Origin of the sequence: Limnobacter thiooxidans, assembly GCF_036323495.1 — a bacterium.
Classification (GTDB): Bacteria; Pseudomonadota; Gammaproteobacteria; order Burkholderiales; family Burkholderiaceae_B; genus Limnobacter; species Limnobacter thiooxidans.
Genome location: NZ_AP028947.1, coordinates 143803 through 163585, shown reverse-complemented (window position 1 = coordinate 163585; position 19783 = coordinate 143803). Strand labels below are relative to the sequence as shown.

Genomic DNA, 19783 nt, shown 5'->3' with positions numbered 1-19783 from the left:
TTTAATTCTACGAGATCCCCTTTGTTTCTGCCCGAAAAAATCCCAAACCTTGAAATTACCGTGTGAATCCGGGTGACATTCTGTCCACTTCCTTCATGAACTGGCTCTGAGGAATTCCGCGCACAAACCCCAATTCCGTGTTCGCGACCTGCTTGAACAGATCCACCTTGATTTGCGCAAGTACCGCTTCATCCACGCCTTCCAGCGCATCCATATCTTCCAGCTCGGTGCCGTCAAACAAAGTGCTCATCTCGTTTTGAACCCGCGCGGCCAGCTCAACGACATCCTGTTTGATTTGCTGATCAACGGGGATTGCACTGACAGCGGGGTCAATGCCGTTTGGAATGTCCAGCATCCGCTGTACACAGCCACTGAAACACGGTCTTTCCCTGCCAATCTCTGCCAATTGCAACATGGAGGCATCCCGCAAGTTTGCCGCCACATCCGGATTGTCGTGATGTTGAATGTAGCCAGCCAGGGTTCGAAGCGCCAGACCTGGGCTTAATCTATTGGTTGACGACGCACCGATAGAAACCGCATCGTGGCTACACACATGCCCAATCCCGAGATGAATGTCCTGTCGGTCGCTGCGTTCCATCGAATGCCATTTCACATCAGACAGCACCTCCTCCAAACTGGGCAATTCCCTCCCTTGGAGTTTTTGGCTCATCAAATTCAAAACCTCGTTGCCTGCTTCCACCACGCCATCACTGTGCACAGACTGTTGACGGCTTCCATCCTGACCGCGCATCACGCGATCCATACTGCGGGCAATGTTCAGGCGCTGTTTAGACCAAATGGCCTCTTGCTCGGTTCGTAACGAGAATTTGGAGGACGGGTTTTTCAATTCCTGAATCCAGATTTTTATCAGGCTGCGCTTGACCGAAGCCCCCTGAATCGAAAACTCCTGCCGGTCGGGGGCAATGTCGTTCACCCAATGAGACAACACGGCAATGAACTTCTTTTTGACAAAAGCCAGGTTCGCCAGGCCGCAGTCACTCAAATACAGATCAATCGCCATGCTGGCGAAAAAGCTGTCGCCCCTCTTGGCATTGGCATAATTCACGGTTTGGCCCTCCTCAAGCGTGTGCGCCAGTGCAGCAGACAACTCAAAGCGCAGCGGATGGCTGTGCTCAGGGCTATTCAGGCGCTCAGCCAGGTTACTCGCCAAGGCCATGCGGTGTTTGGATTCGCAGCGACCCGGGCGAGCAAATCCAATCAATTGATCCGCCGAATAAGAGCAGCCTGGTTCATACAGCGCCGGGCTTTCGTCAAGAGCGGGTTTCAGGGAAGTTCTAATGCGAGGAAGATTCACGAACAGCGGGCTCAGAGGCTCAGGCTCTGGCTCATCAATCGACATGCTTGTTGCCTCGTCCGAAAACTGGGGGCTTTGTGGCTCCTCTTCAAAAGCAGGTCTACTTAACTGGAAACCCAAAAACTGCGTGTAGGCGGGCTCCCGCTGCTCCGCAGAAATTCTCACCATTTCCTGAATCAAGGTCGGTGCACTGCGTCGCACAGCATGGCTGAACGCTGAAGGCGTCATTGGCGGGGTGTTTTGCACACTTCGGCCCATTGCATTGATACCAGGATGTGGTGCGTGCACCGACACTCGGGATACCGCATCAGGATTTGACTCTCCGCCCGAACGTCCACAACACGCACCAAAAAGCTGACCAATCATTGTCATTACATACCTCGGTTATTCACAGGACACTTGGGTGGTCGTCAAGCATCCTGGGTTCCTTGGTATGTCAATGCCTGCCTGCCCCTGCAGAACACACCTACAGGGTTTCTGAAAACAGCTCGCGGCCAATCAGCATGCGGCGAATTTCGCTGGTTCCTGCGCCAATTTCATAGAGCTTGGCGTCGCGCCACAAGCGGCCACAGGGGTATTCGTTGATGTAACCGTTACCGCCCAGAATCTGAATGGACTCGCCCGCCATCCAGGTGGCTTTTTCAGCCGCATACAGAATTGCGCCGGCGCAATCCTTGCGCAGGCTGCGAAGTGTTTCGGGCGTGGCCTTGTCGCAGGCTTTGCCTACCTGGTAAACATAAGCGCGGGTAGCCATCATGGTGGAATACATGTCGGCCAGCTTGCCCTGAATCAACTGGAATTCGCCAATGCTTTGGCCAAACTGCTTGCGGTCATGCACATAGGGCACCACCACATCCATGGCCGCTGCCATGATGCCCAGTGGGCCGCCCGACAACACAGCGCGTTCAAAGTCGAGCCCGCTCATCAGCACATTCACACCCCGACCCACATTCCCTAACACGTGGGTTTCAGGCACTTCGCAATCTTCAAACACCAGCTCACCAGTGTGGCTGCCCCGCATGCCCAGCTTGTCCAGTTTCTGGGCGATTGAAAAACCCTTGAACCCTTTTTCGATCAGGAAAGCTGTGATGCCACGGGGCCCGGCCGCCAGGTCAGTTTTGGCATAGACCACCAGCACATCGGCATCGGGGCCGTTGGTGATCCACATTTTGTTGCCGTTCAGCACATACTTGTCGCCCTTTTTGTCAGCCCGCAATTGCATGCTGACAACGTCTGAACCAGCATTGGGTTCGCTCATGGCCAAGGCACCAATGTGCTCGCCTGAAATCAGTTTGGGCAGGAACTGTTTGCGCTGCCAGTCGTTGCCATTGTTGCGGATCTGGTTCACGCACAGGTTGGAATGCGCACCGTAGCTCAAGGCCACAGATGCACTGGCGCGGGAAATTTCCTCCATGGCCACAATGTGGGCGAGGTAGCCCATGCCGCTGCCACCCAACTCCTCTTCCACGGTTAAGCCCAGCAGGCCCATGTCACCCATTTTTCGCCACAAATGCATGGGAAATTGGTCTGTTTTGTCCATTTCTGCCGCCAACGGGGCAATTTCAGCCTGGGCAAAGGTTTGTACTGCATCGCGCAAAGCGTCGATGTCTTCTCCAAGATCGAACTGAAGTCCGGGCAAATTCAACATGGCTGTCTCCGAAAATTTTGGTTTCCAGAATAATGCCTCACATTGATCCAACTCAGCGACGTTCAGCCTCAGAATCGGGTTGTTTGGGAAGCGGCAATGGTTCGCAAATCACGTGGATCACCCCAGCACCGATCAAGGCCTGTTCAAGCTCCTCTTTTTTGGCAAATCGGGATGATGGTTGTATACCCGTGAAGTTCGTTCCGTTGCTGTCAAGCTTCACCCAGTCGCCGTTTTCTGCTCTGGCCACAGCAAAGTAATGACCACTGATCATGCAGATCATGGGAAACCGGGTATTGCCCGCTTGGTCGCCTTCCCGTTTTTGGATCAGGTCTTTAATACTTTCCTCTAACTCAGCTCGATTGTCTGCGTAACCGTCGCCCACCGAGTACCGCGTTACACGGTCAGGATAAGCGGACCAGTCTCGGCTGTTGCCCTTGGTTCTCAAGAATTGGTTGACCATGCTTTCCAGACGATCCACGTGCATACCTTTGGCCACAGACAACCACAGGTCTGGTGTAATTTCCACTTCATCGGGTTTCGGGAGACCGGGATATTTGTAATTGCACACCGAATCCCATTGCTCGGCGGGGGATGTGTTTTCAAAAAGGACCTGATGATCCTCATAGTTGTCCAGTTGGTTATTTACATCTACAAAGTCGTTGCGCCGCATGACTATGCCTTTTCCTTCACGAATGGCAGCAACCAGGTTGGGGTGATACAAGCCTGGAAGACGTGATTGAGCCAGGTTTCTCACTGACGAGAATGATTCATCATGGTCCAGAATGTGATTAACAGCTTTGGCTGGGCTAATGACCGGGGTCTGGAAAAAGCCGTTAATCGCGGCAATTCCACAGTGGTTGTCGTGCCCAATCTGCCGGAATGCACGCCCTTCAATGGGCCGGTACGGCGGTGCTTTGCCAACCAAAGTCAACTCCCTTGGAGAGTCCAGATTGGAAACAGGGGGCACACGCACAAATACAGGTTCGGGTTCGGGATCAAGCAATATCGTTGGCGCGGCGGCGGGCGCAGTAGCGGACACCTGCGATGCATCAGGTAAAGGCGTAGGCTCCGTGCCTCTGACAAAATGCCGTTTGCTTGCCAATGGGCCTTGCTGTATTTCCCCTTCATTTGACTGCCTTATGATCAATTGCCGCTGCAAAACCGGCCCCAACTGCCACGGGGCTTCGCCCGAATTGTTGGGCAGAAATTCTGGGGCCAGTTGCCTCAAGGTTTGGGTCAGTTCGTTCTGGCTTTGGACAAGCCCCGCCTGTATGCGGGACGACACCTCGGTCTGCAGGACATGCAGGTCAGCCAGCCGATTGCAGCCACTGCTCAAAACAAGAGGGGTTTCCACACTGTCCTGATAAGGCGGGTCCACCTTGGACAAATGAAACTGCAAAGCTCTTGCCGATCGCCTCAACCAGTCCTTCTCAATCACCTTGCCGTTAGGAACCTGCAATTCCGTCACAGGCACCACAAATGTATCGACTTCCCCTTCCACGTCCTGTGCAGGCGCACTCACCAAAATCTGGTAATGCTGAACGCCATTCCTGGTTTTCAAACCTTCCAGGCCGTGGACCACAACCCCATGGCCCAGCGACACCGATTGACTGGCGATCAGCCCGCTTTCCAGTTGGCTGCGCAACCCCTTACCCCCCTGCCTGGCCCATTCGAATATGCCCTGGCGACTCAGGATCGAATTACGGAGTTCGCTCCTGAGCGCCTGGTCCGTTTCAATGGAGATACCAAGACGACTCGCGACAGGCACCTTGGCCAGGTTGTAATTCACGCCGAAGGGAAATACATTCGGAAAATTGTCCTCCGGGTTTGCGGGCATGTTGAGTTGTTGCAACTCCACGGGCTTGGGCAAGGGGCGCGGGCAAACGGCGCGGCTTGAAGGGTGAGGCGTAGATTCTGCCTTGGGCGCAATTCGGGATTTCGGAATTTTCAGGCAATCCAAGTCATACCGAGCCTCTTGAGGGTTCCAGGGCTCTTCGTCTACCAAAGCGGGAGCACTTTTTGAACCGCTATCTACTCTTGAGGTGTTGAAAGCCTGTTTCAAGGTATTGGCAATACACCTAAGAATCTGCTTGATGGCCTCCATGGGCCGGGATGCAGAGTAAGAAGATTCTCCACCGGATGCGTTTGTAGACGCACTACGGTCACACAGTGACAGGCCGATTTTCACAAAAAGCCCCGGTGGTTAAATGGACACCTGGGTACCAATTGAAAACGAAAGGGTTCAATAACTACTTCGGTCTGCACAAGCAAGGAGACGCCAAACATCACCAAAAGCCACAATTCACCGACATTTCAGTCACAAAGCGCTCTTGCCGCGCTGCGAAACACTTACCATGATCGCCTGTCCACAAGCACATGATTCATCGCCATGGGAATTGAACGCCTGTTTGAACCGCCCGTCCTGGGCCAGCCAACCCCCGTGGCACCCGGGGTGCTTTGGCTGCGTCTGCCCCTGCCTTTTGCACTTGACCACATCAATGTGTGGCTGATCGAGGAAGAAAACCAGTACACCCTGGTTGACTGCGGTGCAGGCCTGCCCGACGTGGCAGCCATGTGGGAAGAAATCGAACAAACCCTGTTTGTGCGCAAGCCTTTGGGGCGAATCATCTGCACCCACGCCCACCCGGACCACATCGGCATGGCCGGCCCGCTGGCCCGTCGCCACGGCGTGCATGTGCACATGTCAACAGGCGAATATTTCATGGCGCGGGGCCTGTGCGCCAACCTGCCCGGCTTTGACGGCAACACCCTGGCCAACTTCATGGCCAGCCACGGCCTGGTCAACGAGAAAAAAGCAGACGAAACCCTGGAAGCCCGTGGCGGCATGTTCTCCCGCCTGGTGCCCGAGCCACCCTTGAACTACCAGCGCATTCAACACGGCGACCACATTGACATTGGTGGCCACGCATGGCGTTGCCTCGCAGGTTTTGGGCACAGCCCGGAACACATCAGCCTGGTGTGTGAAAGCCTTGACCTCATGATCAGCGGCGACATGCTGCTGCCCACCATTTCAACCAATGTCAGCGTGTACGGTATCGAGCCCGAGGGCAACCCGTTGGCGCTGTTCCTGAAATCAGTGCAAGACATGGCCCGACTGCCCAACACACTGACTGTTCTGCCCTCACACGGCGTGCCTTTCAAAGGCGTTCACGACCGCTGTGCCCAATTGCTGCGCCACCACGAACACCGCTTGAGTGAACTGCTAGACGCAATGAAGGAAAAATCACTGACCGCCCGGCAAGCCATCAGCGTGCTGTTCAGGCGCGAAATGGATGGCCACCAAATGAGCTTTGCGATGGGCGAAGCCATCGCCCACCTGCATTACCTGTGGTACAAAGGCGTGGTGAAACGCAGCAATGTGGAAGGCCTGTGGACCTTTCAAGCGGTTTAATTTGCCCAATACCCCTTTAAATTTGCCCTGGCAACCCCATATCCTCAATCGACCCAATTTTTGCAGCAAACAAAGCCCATGAACAAGCCCGCCCACAACATGATTCCCGTCACCATCCTTACAGGCTTTCTGGGCAGCGGTAAAACCACCCTGCTGAACCGCATCCTCAAGGAAAACCACGGCATGAAAATCGCCGTGATTGAAAACGAGTTCGGTGAAGAGGGTGTCGACAACGACCTGCTGATGCAAAACGACCAGGAAAACATTGTTGAAATGAACAACGGCTGCCTGTGCTGCACCGTTCGTGGCGACCTGGTGCGCATTCTTGGCGAAATGGCAGCAAAACGCTTGGCCGGCACCATCAAGTTCGACCGCGTAGTCATTGAAACCACTGGCATGGCCGACCCTGGCCCCGTGGCGCAGACCTTTTTCGTGGATGACCTGGTGGCTGAAAGCTTCATCCTTGACGCGGTCATTACCGTGGTGGATGCCAAACACGGCATGCAGCAACTGGACGAGCACCGTGAAATTCAGCAGCAGGTGGGTTTTGCAGACCGCATTCTGCTGTCCAAGACCGACCTGTGCACCGAAGACGATGTCACCGCGTTGAAACGTCGCCTGGTTAAGATGAATGCCCGCGCCGAAATGATGATTTCCGAGTTTGGCGTGGCACCAATCGACAAATTGCTGGACGTGCGCGGCTTCAACCTGAATTCGATCCTGGACATTGCGCCCGATTTTTTGGACGAAGACAAACACACCCACAACGATGAAATTCAAAGCTTCGTGTTCAAAAGCACCAAGGCTTTTGACGGGCAGAAATTTGAAGAATTCATGGGCTCCGTGACCCAGGTTTACGGCCCCGACATGCTGCGTTACAAAGGTATTTTGAATATCAAGGCCAGCGACCGACGCGCGCTTTTTCAAGGTGTGCACATGCTCATGGGCCTGGACTGGGGCAGAAAATGGGAACCCAGCGAGAAAAAAGAAAGTAAAATTGTGTTTATTGGGCGTAAACTCCCCAAGGAATTTATCACCCAAGGGTTAGAGCTTTGTTTAGCCCGATAGCAGATATACTGGTATATAGTCAATAAAAACCAAAGAACACGAGGCTGTGCTTATGACCACTGAAAAGACGCCCCTCATCACCGAGAAGCAATTGCTCGCGATGAAAGAAGACGATTACATGAACGAGGTGCAGCTTGCCTTTTTTCGCCAGCGTTTGCAGGACATGGAAAAAGAACTCCTGGCCAACGCAGGAGAAACCACAGAACACCTGCGTGAAACCGTGGTTGTTCCTGACCCCGCCGACCGCGCAACCATCGAAGAAGAGCATGCACTTGAACTTCGCACACGCGACCGTGAACGCAAACTGCTGAAGAAAGTGCAACAGTCTTTGCAGAAAATTGATGCGGGTGACTACGGCTGGTGCGAAGAAACTGGCGACCCGATTGGTGTGCCACGCCTGCTGGCCCGCCCAACCGCCACGCTGTCACTGGAAGCGCAGCAGCGCCGGGAATTGAAGCAGCGCATGTACGGGGACTGATTCTTCGTATTTGCCAGCGATGAAATCAAGCACGTTGATTGATGTCAGCGTGCTTTTTTTACGCCCACTCGGGGCGGGTTTTGAATCGCCTACTGGTTTTCAAGCTCACTCAGCGCGAGTTCCAATCGCCCGCCTGAAAACCTTTTGAGCCCTTTTTGAAATTCACATTGACTCAACCCACTCGACAAAACAGATGGTCGAGTGGGTTGTCGGCTTTCGGCCGAACGTTGCATGTGAATTCAAACGGGCAGGTTTTCTTGAATGGCGGGCGACTGAAACCTCGCTGCTGAATGGGCTGAAACCGGTCGGCGACGCATCCAGCAGATGAGAGCAATCATGCGGGGTTGCAAAACTCGCGGAGAGCTGGCGTGACTTGGCGCTCGTCAGGTGGTTAGTCTGCGGCGTGCTGATCGCATTTACCGGCGGGCTTCCGGCCTTCCCGGCAGGGGACTTGCCTGTTCCGCACATTCAGAAAAACCGCCCCGCTTAAACAAGGCTTCAATGCTCGCGCGTTGCGCGACACATCAACCCGACTGTGTGTTTTGTCGGGGTGATGTGAATGCAAAGCCTTCGTTCAAAAAGGGAGCAGCGGTTTTTCGTGCGGGATCGGGCAAGCCACGCTGGGGAGGCTTTAGAGACCACGGGGAAGACTGAAGCAGCCGATACAGAATCAGCAAGCCGCGTCAAACAGGCACAGTTCAGCCTTTCAGCGCCAGCGCTCTGTCATACACCGTGTTCTTGGCCAAGCCAGTGGCCTTCACCACCACCGCCACTGCGGTTTTCAAAGGCAGCTCCGCCAGCAGCAACACAAGCCAGGTGTCCAGGTCCGCACTGGCCTGGGCGGAATCAGCATCCGCTGCAGATAAGGAAGAACCCGCGATCACCCAGGCCCATTCGCCCCGCTCGGCATTTGGGTCGTTGCGAATCTGTTCAAAAACACTGGCGCCCAAACCCCGGTAAAACGTCTCGAACTGCTTGGTCAACTCTCGCCCCGCGCACATGGCGCGGTCGCCTGCACCCGCGGCCTCCAGGTCATCCACCAGTTGCATCACCCGGTGCGGCGCTTCAAAAACAACCTGGGGCTCGGCACAGGCTAGCCAGCTTTTCAGGGCATCCACACGCCCCTTGCCCTTCGCGGGCAAAAACCCCCGGAAGGTGAAAGGGCCTTCCACCAAACCACTGGCTGCCACCACCGCCAGTACACTGCTGGCACCGGGTACGGGCACCACCTTGAAACCAGCCTGCGCTACACGGCGAACCACCACTGCGCCAGGGTCGGAAACAGCAGGTGTTCCCGCGTCGCTGACCAAGCCCACGGATTCACCCCGCTGCAGGCAGGCCAGAATGCCCTCGGCACTGTCCTGCTCGTTGTGGGCATGGTGCGCCATCAAGGGTTTTTTAATGCCCAAGGCGTCCAGCATGCGGGCTGTGTTTCGGGTGTCTTCCGCAGCAATTCGATCCACCTGCTCAAGCACAGCGCGCGCACGCAGGCTTAGGTCACCCATATTGCCGATGGGCGTTGCCACCACATAGAGTGAAGGTTCTCGCCGGGTTTCATCCTTTGCGTCAGAATTCAAGACACCCTTCACCATTTCCACTTCACCGGCTTTCTGCATGGCATTCACACCCAAATCCAAAGTTCCTGAATTGTCCGGCATTCCTTGGACCCCCAGCAAATCCCGAACACGAAAACCCAAAATTCCTTGGGCAGCGCCCAAAGAAACCCAGCTCACCCCGCCATCAAGCCCGAATGAATACAAACTCGCCATACAGGCCCAAGGCAGGGAAGCAGAAACACGGGCACTTCGCCTGTTGGAATCAAAGGGGCTTGTGCTGATTGCACAAAATCACCGGTGCCGCTGCGGCGAACTCGATCTGATCATGGCACACGGCGATACCGCCGTGGTGGTGGAAGTTCGACAGCGCAGCAAAAGCCTTCACGGCAGTGCGCTTGAAAGTGTTTCAACCCACAAACAAAGCCGTGTAACACGCTGTGCAAAGCTGTGGTGGGTACAGCAGGGTCAACGCAAATTCACTCATCTGCGTTTTGATGTGGTTGCATTGGAAAGCGACAGAGCACCGCGGTGGATACAAAATGCGTGGCAAATCAGCAACTAAACACCCACCAAACATCCACTAAAGCGGAATCAAACCGCTGTGGTAGGTAAATCGCCCGCAATCGGGTCACCTATAATGGAAGACTCGATAACCGCCCGAAGGCCTGTCGCCATGGACATGATTACACGCGTTACCCAACAATTTGACGAAAGCATTGCCGCCAAACAAGCCGCCACCGAAGAACTGGCAGGCCCCATCGCCGAAGCCATTGAGCTGATGGTGAACGCACTAACCGGTGGCAACAAGGTTTTGGCCTGCGGCAATGGTGGATCCGCTGCTGACTGCCAGCACTTTGCAGCTGAACTGGTTGGGCGCTTTGAACGTGAACGCCCTGGCCTGGCTGCCATTTCGCTGGCCACCGACACCTCGGCACTGACCGCCATCGGAAACGACTACAGTTTTCACGAAGTGTTTTCAAAGCAGGTTGCTGCCATTGGGCAACCGGGCGATGTGTTGCTGGCCATATCCACCAGCGGCAACTCGAAAAACGTACAGCTGGCCATTGAAGCCGCCCATGCACGCGACATGAATATCGTGGCACTAACTGGCAAAGGCGGTGGTCAAATGACCCAGCAACTGAAAGAAGGCGACGTGCATATTTGTGTTCCACACAACCGCACAGCCCGAATTCAGGAAATACATTTGTTGGCGATCCATTGCATTTGCGATGGCATCGACCTGAGTTTACTTGGAGAAGAAGAAAATGAGTCTTAAGCCCCTGTTTTTTGCCCGCACCCGGAACTCTGCAATCAGTGCCGTGTTGGTTGCTTCCCTTGCAGCACCGCTGCTCGGCGGCTGCTTCGTGGGTGCCATGGCAGGCATTACCGCAGGTTCACTGGCTGCAGCCGATCGCCGCACCGTGGGTACGCAGGTTGAAGACCGTTCATTGCAGCTCAAGACCGAAAGCGCAATCCGCGAAAACTTTGGTGACAATGTCCATGTGAATGCCACTGTATACAACCGCCAGATTTTGTTGACCGGTGAAGCCCCGGACGAAGCCACCCGCAACAAGGTTGAAGCCCGTGTTGCAACGCTCCCCAATATCCGACTGATCGTCAACGACATTCAAGTGGGTGGCTTCATCAGCTCACTGTCAGCACGCTCCAACGACGCATTCATCACCGGCAAAGTGAAAGCATCGCTGCTGGATGCACAAGACATTTTCGCCAATTCCTTCAAGGTCACCACCGAAGCAGGTGTGGTTTACCTCATGGGGCTGGTCACCGAGCGAGAGGCCAATCGCGCAGCGTCGATAGCTGCCGGAGTTCCCGGCGTGGTCAAAGTGGTGAAAGTCATGGAAATGATTTCCGAGGCTGAACTTTCCCGCCTTTCGGCCTCTCCAAACAACGGAACTGCCCCGGTCGAGAACGGACCCCGTTGATATCACACATTAATTGGCTATGAAAAAATTTCTTTCCCTGTTTTCAACCCTCGCTTTGGTCAGCCTGCTGGCGGCCTGCGGGGGCGACAAAGCACCGCAAGTGGACTACACCACGATCAAAGGTCAAACCATCACGCCTGCCGATTATCAAGGGCAAGTGATGTTGGTGAACTTCTGGGCAACCAGTTGTACCACTTGCGTGAAAGAAATGCCCGCAATTGTCGATACCCACAACAAGTTCAAGGAACAGGGGTTCCGAACCATTGCCGTGGCCATGAGCTACGATCGACCCGACTACGTGGTGAATTTCGCTGACACCCGGCAATTGCCTTTTGACGTGGCTCTTGATGTTTCTGGCAGCATCGCCAAGGCCTTTGACGATGTCAAAATTACGCCCACCACCTATGTGATTGACCGCAAGGGCAAGATCATCAAAACCTATGTGGGCGAACCCGACTTTGCCGCCTTGCATGCGCTGATTGAAAAGTCATTGGCTGAAAAAGTCTAGAAGCGGGTTACATACCAGCGCAGTTCCCAAAGGTCTTACTGAAACCAGCAAAGCCGGTACTGAACAACACAGGCCGGCTTTTGTTTGTACTTGCTCACTCATCGCCCCACTTGTAATCGTCCATCACGCGGCGGTCCCGCTTGGTGGGTCGCGCCTTGATTTCCAGGGCAGGGTCTTTCATGAGCTTGCGATTGGCCGCGCGCTCGGCCCGCTTTTTGGCACTCTCCATGGTTTCTTCGTACAGGCCTTGGGCAATGGCCGCACTGCCGCGCTTGTCACCCAGACCTTTCACCACCAGTACCATGTCGTCCCAACCCACCGGTACAGTCAGCACATCTCCCACCTGCACACCGTAAGCGGGCTTCACACGCTCATCATTGCATTTCACCTTGCCACCATCCACCACTTCGGTGGCCAACGAACGGGTCTTGAAAAATCGCGCCGCCCACAGCCACTTGTCGATGCGAACCTTGGCACCGTGCGCTGAAAAGTCGGTTTTGCCGTTGGGCGTCTTGGCGGGCTCGGGGTTTCTGTTTTTACTGCGACTCAAATTAACTCCGTGCGTCGTGTGGCTTGTACCCTCTCGGGGATTCCCACACTGGTTGACATCCCTTGGCTCAGGTAGCCTTTCGGACTTCAACTGAACTCGAACAAGGGCAAGCTGTGAAACATTCCATCGCGATCATTCCCGGCGACGGCATCGGTCAGGAAATTATGCCAGAAGCGTTGAAGGTCCTGGCATGGGCTGAAAGAACCCATGGCATTCAGTTGGACCTGCATCACAAAGACTGGGCACACTGCAACTATTACCTGAAACACGGCACCATGATGCCCGAGGACTGGAAGCCCCAACTTGAGGCCTGCGAAGCGATTTTGTTCGGTGCCGTGGGCATGCCCGACTTGGTACCAGATCACATTTCACTGTGGGGCTCCCTGCTGCGTTACCGCCGCGAATTTGATCAGTATGTGAACCTGCGCCCGGTGAAACTACTGCCAGGCGCACCCTGCCCATTGGCCAACAAAAAGCCGGGCGACATCGACTTCGTGGTGGTGCGTGAAAACACCGAAGGCGAATATTCCGCCGTGGGTGGTCGCATGTTTGAAGGCACCGACCGTGAAATCGTGCTGCAGGAAAGTGTCTTCACCCGCCACGGTGTGGACCGGGTATTGAAATTTGCGTTTGAAATGGCCAACAACCGCCCCCGCAAAAAACTGACCGCCGCCACCAAAAGCAACGGCATTGCCATCAGCATGCCCTACTGGGACGAGCGGGTGGACAACATGGCCCTAGGCTATCCGGAAGTGAGTTACGACAAGCAGCACGTGGACATTCTGGCTGCGCGCTTTGTCATGCAGCCCGAACGGTTTGACGTGGTGGTGGCCAGCAATCTGTTTGGCGACATTCTTAGCGACCTTGGGCCTGCCTGCACAGGCACCATTGGCTTGGCTCCCTCGGCCAACCTGAACCCCGATCGCACATTTCCGTCACTGTTTGAACCTGTGCATGGTTCAGCTCCCGACATCGCAGGCAAGGGCATTGCCAACCCAATCGCGATGATCTGGTCAGCGGCACTGATGATCGAATTTCTAGGCAACAGCCCCAAGGTGATTGCACAAGGTCGTCAGGCCAGCTACCAGCAGGCACACGACAGCATTCTGGCTGCGATTGAAAAAGTGCTGGAAAGTGGTGACCTCGATGTACTGACCGGAGACTTAAAAGGCAAAGGCACCACCAAAACGCTGGGTGAGGCCATTCTGAAGGCATTGCCTGGACAGTAAAGCAGTCAGTGCAACAATAGCCCCACAACTCGCCTCACTACTGAACGCCGTTTTTGGCCAGGTACCAGCCAGTGTGGGTGGGGCGAAGCGCCATTTCAATCACGAATGAGGGTTGAAGGGTACCGGCCACCGCAGTGCCTGTGCTCAAGGTGAATACGCTGGGGTCGAACGACTCCACCTTCAGGTTCCTGAAATGGTGCAGCATGTGGGCGTCTTTCAAATTCGCTTCAAACCGGGCGGACACCGCATCACTCAAACCAAACGGCTTGTTTTCTGCAAAATCCACCGTGCGCTCAACCCACAGGCGACCAAAGCACAGGGCTTCATTCTCGCCCTGAGGGCCCTGCCGAAAATGAACACCATCCAGCTTTTTCAGGCCCGTCGAGGGCATGATCACCCAACGGCCATCACGGGTCTGAAGAATGTCCAGCAAACCTGACAGGTCCCAAGCTTTCACATCACGCGCCACCACACTGTTGGCGGGAATCAAATCGCGTGAGTATTGGTCAATCGCTTCAACGGTGGGCAAGCGGGCGCAAAACGCGCCGTGGCTCAAAATAAAGGTCTCGGCCCGCGCGCCTTTCAGCAGGTTGTCTTCATTCAGTTGGGTGCGCGGGTTGCAGGCCGTCAACAGGCCAGTGGCCAGCAGACAGGCTAATAAACGAGCAAACACATGGGTCAACAAAGGGGGTATCGCAGAGGACACAGGGCGAATCATTCTCAGGTTCCTTTTTCACTTGCTACCAGTGTGCCGCGTTCCTGACTTCAGCAAAGCCTCAAGAAAAGGAGGAAACCCCCGCCATTTGAAAAGTTTGAATAACTGTCAACTGGACTTTACTTGCGTTCATGGCCCAAGGCGCGTGGCGGCGAATACCCCAACTGGCGTGCGCGCGCTTCAGCCTGTGCAGCCAGCAGTGGCTGGGCAGCTTCACGGTAATACAAGGCCAACTCGTAACTGGCAATTCCATTACCCAAGCCGCTGGCATACTGCAACCAGCCAACATAGCGCAACAAGCCTTGCTCCGTTTCAAGGGCACGGTGAAGACGGGCAATGCGGGCCGCCGCATCTTTGTCACCACGCGCAGCGCGCATCAACTCTGTCCGTTGGCTATGCGGCAGCTGTTCGGAACTTGCCTGGGAAACAGGTGGTGGAATTACAAAACTGGTCTTGAACAGCTTGACCTCTTTGCTTCGCAAAATCCGCAAGGCCTCTTTGGCGCCCGCCAGCAACAACCCAACTGTTTGAGCTTGTGCGCTATCGGGGTAAGTGGCCAAAAACGCGTTGCAAAGTCTGAGCAAATCCACGGGCCAATCCGTGTTTTGAATGGTTTCCCATGCCGCTTGCTCGGCAGGCGGCAAGGGCTGTTCCGCTTTGCCTTGATCATTCGACCCACCCCAGGACAATGGCACTTGAACACGGGTGTTGTCCGCAATGAAGGGGTTCTGGGCCAACTGGCGAATAGCGGCCAGCGGGTGGTTCAACATGGTGTGCTGTACTTCGGTTTTGACCAGTTGAAACAGGTCATTGAAGGTGACCTGACCTGCGGCCTCGCGCAGCAAGCGCACCAGGGCGGCCGTGTAAAAGGTGTTTTGGTCTGCACTTGCTGGCGACACGGCAGGTCGCCCCGCCCCGGTTGAAAAACACACCAGGCTGCCCAAGGGCGCTTCCACCTGGTTCAGGCCTTCGCCATCGCCCAAGGCATTGCGCAAATCGGTTCGGCAAGCGTCAATGACAGTGATGTTCAAGGCTTGCGGCCTGGGTGGCAAAGCCGCAAGCAGTTTTTGCTGCAACACCAGCGAACGGGCAATCAAGTCCTTGCGGGGTGCTGTGGGGTTGGAACCGGAACCCAGCAACAAATTGTTCGAATCCACCTGCAAACCATGGCCGGCATAGTAAAACAGGGTGACCGTATCGCCGGGTGCGGCCGCCACCCTTTTTACGAACTCAGTCACGGTGGCTTGCAAGCTGCTTTCATCCAGATTCATGGCCTGGGTTACATCAAACCCCCGAAAAGCCAGTGCCTCGCCCAGGTCCATCACATTTTTGGCAATGGGCGGCAAATCATGGGGAACCGGGTAGTCGCCGTTGCCAATCAACAGCGCAAGGCGGCCGGCGTTAGGTACAGTTGCAGGGGGTGCGGTTGTATTGGGTGTAGTCGCATTGCCAGCGTGAGCCACGCCGGCAGACACAGGGATGCTCAAGGGCGCTGTGAATGCGCCCGCAGCACCAAGCCACAACGACAAGGCATTGCGCAGCACAGTGCGCCTGCCCGGTGACTGCAAGTTGTACCCGGGCGTGTTTAATGGTGTGTACAAGGGTTCGCGCGCCAGTGTGCGCGCTTCTGTATTACACGTAACAGTAGGTGAATTCATGGCCATCGGTGTCAATGCTCAATTGGGTCACCGGTTTGCCTTCCAGCGTGGCCTGAAGAATGTGACGGCTGATGGTGGGCAACACGGTATTGCTAAGAATGGCCCCCACCATTCGCCCGCCGGAATCAGCTTCGTTGCAGCGCGCCACAATGCGTTCAATTACAGACGGTGCAATGGTCACCCTGATTTTGTGGGCGCTGGAAATGCGCTGCTCGATTCGAGCCAGTTGCAAGCGCACAATGCTGGCCAGCATGTCGCTTGACAGCGGGTAGTACGGCACCACTTCCAGACGACCCAGCAAGGCGGGTGGGAACACTTGCAGCATGGGTGCACGCAAGGCCTGAACAAGTTCCTCGGATGCAGGGTACTGCCCAGTTTGCAAGCCGGTTTTGCACAGCGACATCAGCACTGAAGTACCCACATTGGTGGTCAGTAAAATCAGGGTGTTGCGAAAATCGATTCGACGCCCTTCACCGTCTTCCATCCAGCCTTTGTCAAACACCTGGAAAAACAGCTCATGCACATCGGGGTGGGCTTTTTCAACTTCGTCCAGCAGCACCACGCTGTAGGGTTTTCGGCGAACGGCCTCGGTCAATACGCCACCTTCGCCATAGCCCACATAACCGGGTGGCGCGCCTTTCAGGGATGACACCGTGTGCGCTTCCTGATATTCGCTCATGTTGATGGTGATCACATTGTGCTCGCCACCGTACAGGTTTTCCGCCAGGGCCAGGGCAGTTTCGGTTTTACCCACGCCCGATGTTCCCGCGAGCATGAACACACCCACGGGCTTGTTGGGGTCATCGAGACCTGCGCGGTTGGTCTGGATTCTGCGGGCAATTGTGTCCAGTGCATGGGTTTGCCCGATGATGCGGCTGCCCAAGGCTTCAGGCAGATTCAGCACGTTTTCGATTTCATTGCGCACCATTCGGCCCACCGGAATCCCGGTCCAGTCTGCCACCACGGCAGCCACGCACTGGGCATCCACTTGGGGGTGAATCATGGGGGACTCGCCTTGCAGCGTCTTGATCTCGAATTCCAGTGCTTTAAGTTGTTCAAATACAGCCTGTTGGTCGGCACAAGCGGCTTGCGTATTCAATTCCGCATTGAATTCCGGTACGGGATCGGGTTCGACCTGCGCCTGCCTACTGGCCTGTACCTGTTGCCGCAAGGTCAGCAACGAATCCAGCAGACGTTTTTCCTGCGCCCACTGGGTTTGAAGCTGTTCAAGCTGGTCACCCAACTGTTGAGTCATTTGCGCAATCTCATCTCGCCTTTGCGAATGTTCACGGCCAAAGGCAGTTTCTTTCTCAATGGCCTCACGCTCAGTGCCCAAGGCATCCAGCTGTTTCTGGAGGCATTCAATCGAAGGGGGTGTGGCGTGCTGTGAAACTGCCACACGCGCACAGGCAGTGTCCAACAGGCTGATGGCCTTGTCGGGCAACTGGCGGGCGGGAATATAGCGGTGTGACAGGCGCACGGCGGCCTGCACCGCCTCGTCGAGCAACCACACCCGGTGGTGGGCCTGCATGGCCCCAGCCAGGCCACGCAACATGTCAATGCCTTGGGTTTCCGATGGTTCACCCACCTGCACCACCTGAAAGCGGCGTGTCAGCGCAGGGTCTTTTTCAATGTACTTTTTGTATTCAGCCCAGGTGGTGGCACCAATGGTGCGCAAGCTGCCCCGGGCCAGGGCAGGCTTCAGCAGGTTGGCTGCGTCGCCAGTGCCCTGGTTGCCCCCGGCCCCCACCAGCGTGTGCACTTCGTCAATGAAAAGTATCGTGCTTTGTTCACTGGACTGTATTTCGTCAATCACTTGGCGCAGGCGCTGTTCGAACTCACCCTTCATGGAGGCACCGGCCTGAAGCAAGCCGAGGTCCAGTGTCAGAATGCGCACATTCTTCAAGGCGGGCGGCACGTCACCGGCCACCACCTGCAGGGCAAAACCTTCGACCACCGCGGTTTTACCCACACCAGCTTCACCGGTGATCAGCGGGTTGTTCTGGCGGCGGCGCAGCAAAATATCCACGATCTGACGTACTTCCAGGCCCCGACCAGTGACGGGGTCGATTTCTCCCTTTCTCGCCTTCTCGGTCAGGTCCACTGTGTAACGCTTCAAGGCTTCCTCACCACCCAGCTGCGCAGCGGGCATGGCACCACTGGCTTCACCGGGCACTGCGTTTTCAGGGAGTACGCTGTGTTGCAAAGCCTGCTCCGGGGAGTTCTCGACCATTTTCGCAAACCGGTCGCCAAGCAGGTTTTCAGGGATTTGCCGGAAACGGGGTGAAATGCGGAGAAGTTCCTGCAACAGAAAATCGGTTTTCAACACCGCCAGCAGTACGTGCCCGGTACGCACCTTCTGTGCACCGAACATCAGCGAGGCGTACACCCACGCCCGTTCCACGGCATTGGTAATCGACTCGGAAAGGTCTGAAATACCCTGTGCACCACCAGGCTGCCGTTCCAGCGCGCGTTGAACGTCGGCCAGCACAGCGCCTGCATCCAGTTCAAAATGGCGAAGAATGTGATGCCAGTCGCTGTCGTCCTGTTGCAGGATCTGGGCAACCCAGTGCACCAGTTCCACAACCGCATTCCCGCGGAGTTTGCACAACACAGTGGCCCCCTCAACCGATTTGAATGCGATGGGGTTCAATGTTGCAAACAGGGAAACACGGCTGATGTTGCTCATGCGGTACTCCGAGACAAAGTGGAAGGGTTGGGAATGGCGGGGCATTTGACTCGCACCATGGCGGGAGCATTGCGACGAAGTTGGCCCTGCGGGCTGCCAAGCCAGGTGGTGCGACCCAACTGCGACGAGCCATTCAAACGCGCTGGCGGAATTTGTTCGGGCTTGATCAACAATCTGAATTCGCAATCAAACTCAAGCCCCAGGTAAGCATGGGTGGCCTGAACAAGTTGCGCACGGCCAGTGGTTTTGGGCAGCAAACGCAGGTAGCTTGCATACGGCATGGGGCCGATGTGCACGGTGATTTTGCTTTGTGCGCACCACACGCGGCTACCCAGCATTGCCCCTTGGCCCAGCAGGCCTAAGCCAGCTTTCGGGACAAGTTGCAGCCATTGGGCAACAAAAGGCTGTACTTCAACTGCCTGCCCGGTGCAGGCCGACAAGGCACACGCCAGCCCTTCCCGGGTTTTGGTTCGCCGTGTGAAATGCCCCGCCAGCCCAGCCCGAAAATGGGTGGGCAAAACCTCCCGGCCCCAGCTGGTTTGCGCACCATGCCCGACCAGGCTGTTCAAACGGTGGGCAAACGGGTTGTGAAGGGGACGGTGATAGGCAATGTGGGGTTGCGCCTGTGCCCAGGCCCGGTAAAACAGCAGATAGGTGCGGTGGTGAAACACATCCAGAAATTCTGAAAAGGTGCGGTCATTCCACTGGTGCACACGCGTGTAGGCATGCTCGGTGTAATGCAAAGGCAAGGCACCGTTGGGCCCGAGCAAACCGAAGTTCTGAACATAGAACTTGGGCACCGCACCCAGGCGGGGCGATTGTAGGGTTTCCTCTCGCTGAAAATCTTGCGTGGCGAAATCCAGGTGGGGGTGTTGGCCCAAACGAAGGGGGTCATCCCGCAGACGAAGTGAAGTACCCAGCATCGGCCTGCCCGGGTGTGCATCTTCAATGTGGCGCAGCAATGCAAAAAAATTCGGTGCGGGCGGACGCGTTTTGCTCATTGGCCTGAATTCC

At 55.8% G+C, this 19783-nt stretch carries 17 protein-coding genes; 8 read left to right on the top strand and 9 right to left on the bottom strand.

What is annotated here, in order from left to right; all coding sequences use genetic code 11:
- Nucleotides 1–55 precede the first annotated feature (55 nt).
- The 3 genes from RGQ30_RS00710 to RGQ30_RS00700 all read right to left on the bottom strand — a co-directional run bounded on the left by RGQ30_RS00710 (nt 56) and on the right by RGQ30_RS00700 (nt 5151).
- A complete protein-coding gene (locus tag RGQ30_RS00710; RefSeq protein ID WP_338284612.1) occupies nt 56–1687 on the bottom strand; it encodes a hypothetical protein in 1632 nt (543 codons plus the stop codon).
- Nucleotides 1688–1781: 94 nt separating this feature from the next.
- Nucleotides 1782–2963, bottom strand: coding sequence for an isovaleryl-CoA dehydrogenase (locus RGQ30_RS00705; RefSeq protein ID WP_130557119.1), 1182 nt, complete (start codon nt 2961–2963; stop codon nt 1782–1784).
- Nucleotides 2964–3015: 52 nt separating this feature from the next.
- Nucleotides 3016–5151 (bottom strand): hypothetical protein, encoded by a 2136-nt coding sequence (locus RGQ30_RS00700; protein WP_130557120.1) that lies wholly within the window; start codon nt 5149–5151, stop codon nt 3016–3018.
- A 201-nt stretch (nt 5152–5352) separates the two neighbouring features.
- On the opposite strand from RGQ30_RS00700, the gene RGQ30_RS00695 reads away from it, so the two are divergent.
- From RGQ30_RS00695 to dksA, 3 genes are all read left to right on the top strand, one after another.
- Nucleotides 5353–6375, top strand: coding sequence for an MBL fold metallo-hydrolase (locus RGQ30_RS00695; RefSeq protein WP_130557121.1), 1023 nt, complete (start codon nt 5353–5355; stop codon nt 6373–6375).
- 78 nt (nt 6376–6453) lie between these two features.
- On the top strand, nt 6454–7443 hold the full coding sequence (locus RGQ30_RS00690; protein ID WP_298218451.1) for a CobW family GTP-binding protein: 990 nt from the start codon (nt 6454–6456) through the stop codon (nt 7441–7443).
- A 52-nt stretch (nt 7444–7495) separates the two neighbouring features.
- Nucleotides 7496–7921: an RNA polymerase-binding protein DksA gene (gene dksA / locus RGQ30_RS00685; RefSeq protein WP_130557122.1), complete on the top strand. Its 426-nt coding sequence runs from the start codon at nt 7496–7498 to the stop codon at nt 7919–7921.
- Nucleotides 7922–8619: 698 nt separating this feature from the next.
- Here the strand turns inward: dksA and rsmI are convergent.
- Nucleotides 8620–9537 carry a 16S rRNA (cytidine(1402)-2'-O)-methyltransferase gene (rsmI, locus tag RGQ30_RS00680; RefSeq protein WP_338284611.1) on the bottom strand — a complete coding sequence of 306 codons (918 nt, stop codon included), beginning with the start codon at nt 9535–9537 and terminating at the stop codon, nt 8620–8622.
- Here rsmI and RGQ30_RS00675 point away from each other — a divergent pair.
- The 4 genes from RGQ30_RS00675 (at nt 9536) to RGQ30_RS00660 (ending at nt 11928) form a co-directional block, all read left to right on the top strand.
- Nucleotides 9536–10039 carry a YraN family protein gene (locus tag RGQ30_RS00675; RefSeq protein ID WP_130557123.1) on the top strand — a complete coding sequence of 168 codons (504 nt, stop codon included), beginning with the start codon at nt 9536–9538 and terminating at the stop codon, nt 10037–10039. The genes rsmI and RGQ30_RS00675 overlap by 2 nt on opposite strands.
- 111 nt (nt 10040–10150) lie before the next feature.
- On the top strand, nt 10151–10753 hold the full coding sequence (locus RGQ30_RS00670; protein ID WP_130557124.1) for a phosphoheptose isomerase: 603 nt from the start codon (nt 10151–10153) through the stop codon (nt 10751–10753).
- Nucleotides 10743–11420 (top strand): BON domain-containing protein, encoded by a 678-nt coding sequence (locus RGQ30_RS00665; RefSeq protein WP_130557125.1) that lies wholly within the window; start codon nt 10743–10745, stop codon nt 11418–11420. The genes RGQ30_RS00670 and RGQ30_RS00665 overlap by 11 nt, the downstream gene beginning before the upstream one ends.
- A gap of 19 nt (nt 11421–11439) precedes the next feature.
- The gene (locus RGQ30_RS00660) at nt 11440–11928 is read left to right on the top strand and encodes a peroxiredoxin family protein (protein WP_130557126.1); all 489 of its coding nucleotides are present in this window, start codon (nt 11440–11442) and stop codon (nt 11926–11928) included.
- Between the two features lie 94 nt (nt 11929–12022).
- Here the strand turns inward: RGQ30_RS00660 and RGQ30_RS00655 are convergent, their stop codons facing one another.
- The gene (locus RGQ30_RS00655; RefSeq protein ID WP_130557127.1) at nt 12023–12478 is read right to left on the bottom strand and encodes an RNA-binding S4 domain-containing protein; all 456 of its coding nucleotides are present in this window, start codon (nt 12476–12478) and stop codon (nt 12023–12025) included.
- Between the two features lie 164 nt (nt 12479–12642).
- Here RGQ30_RS00655 and RGQ30_RS00650 point away from each other — a divergent pair, with 164 nt between their 5' ends.
- Nucleotides 12643–13707 carry a tartrate dehydrogenase gene (locus RGQ30_RS00650; RefSeq protein WP_420915183.1) on the top strand — a complete coding sequence of 355 codons (1065 nt, stop codon included), beginning with the start codon at nt 12643–12645 and terminating at the stop codon, nt 13705–13707.
- Between the two features lie 37 nt (nt 13708–13744).
- Here the strand turns inward: RGQ30_RS00650 and RGQ30_RS00645 are convergent, their stop codons facing one another.
- The 4 genes from RGQ30_RS00645 to tssG form a co-directional block, all read right to left on the bottom strand.
- Complete coding sequence (locus tag RGQ30_RS00645) at nt 13745–14425, bottom strand: hypothetical protein (protein WP_130557129.1); 681 nt, start codon at nt 14423–14425, stop codon at nt 13745–13747.
- A 116-nt stretch (nt 14426–14541) separates the two neighbouring features.
- Nucleotides 14542–16080: a caspase family protein gene (locus RGQ30_RS00640; RefSeq protein WP_338284608.1), complete on the bottom strand. Its 1539-nt coding sequence runs from the start codon at nt 16078–16080 to the stop codon at nt 14542–14544.
- Nucleotides 16055–18769, bottom strand: a complete 2715-nt coding sequence (gene tssH / locus RGQ30_RS00635) for a type VI secretion system ATPase TssH (protein WP_130557131.1) — start codon at nt 18767–18769, stop codon at nt 16055–16057. Before tssH ends, RGQ30_RS00640 begins: the two co-directional genes overlap by 26 nt.
- The gene (gene tssG, locus RGQ30_RS00630; RefSeq protein ID WP_130557132.1) at nt 18766–19770 is read right to left on the bottom strand and encodes a type VI secretion system baseplate subunit TssG; all 1005 of its coding nucleotides are present in this window, start codon (nt 19768–19770) and stop codon (nt 18766–18768) included. The genes tssH and tssG overlap by 4 nt, the downstream gene beginning before the upstream one ends.
- Between the last annotated feature and the right edge of the window lie 13 nt (nt 19771–19783).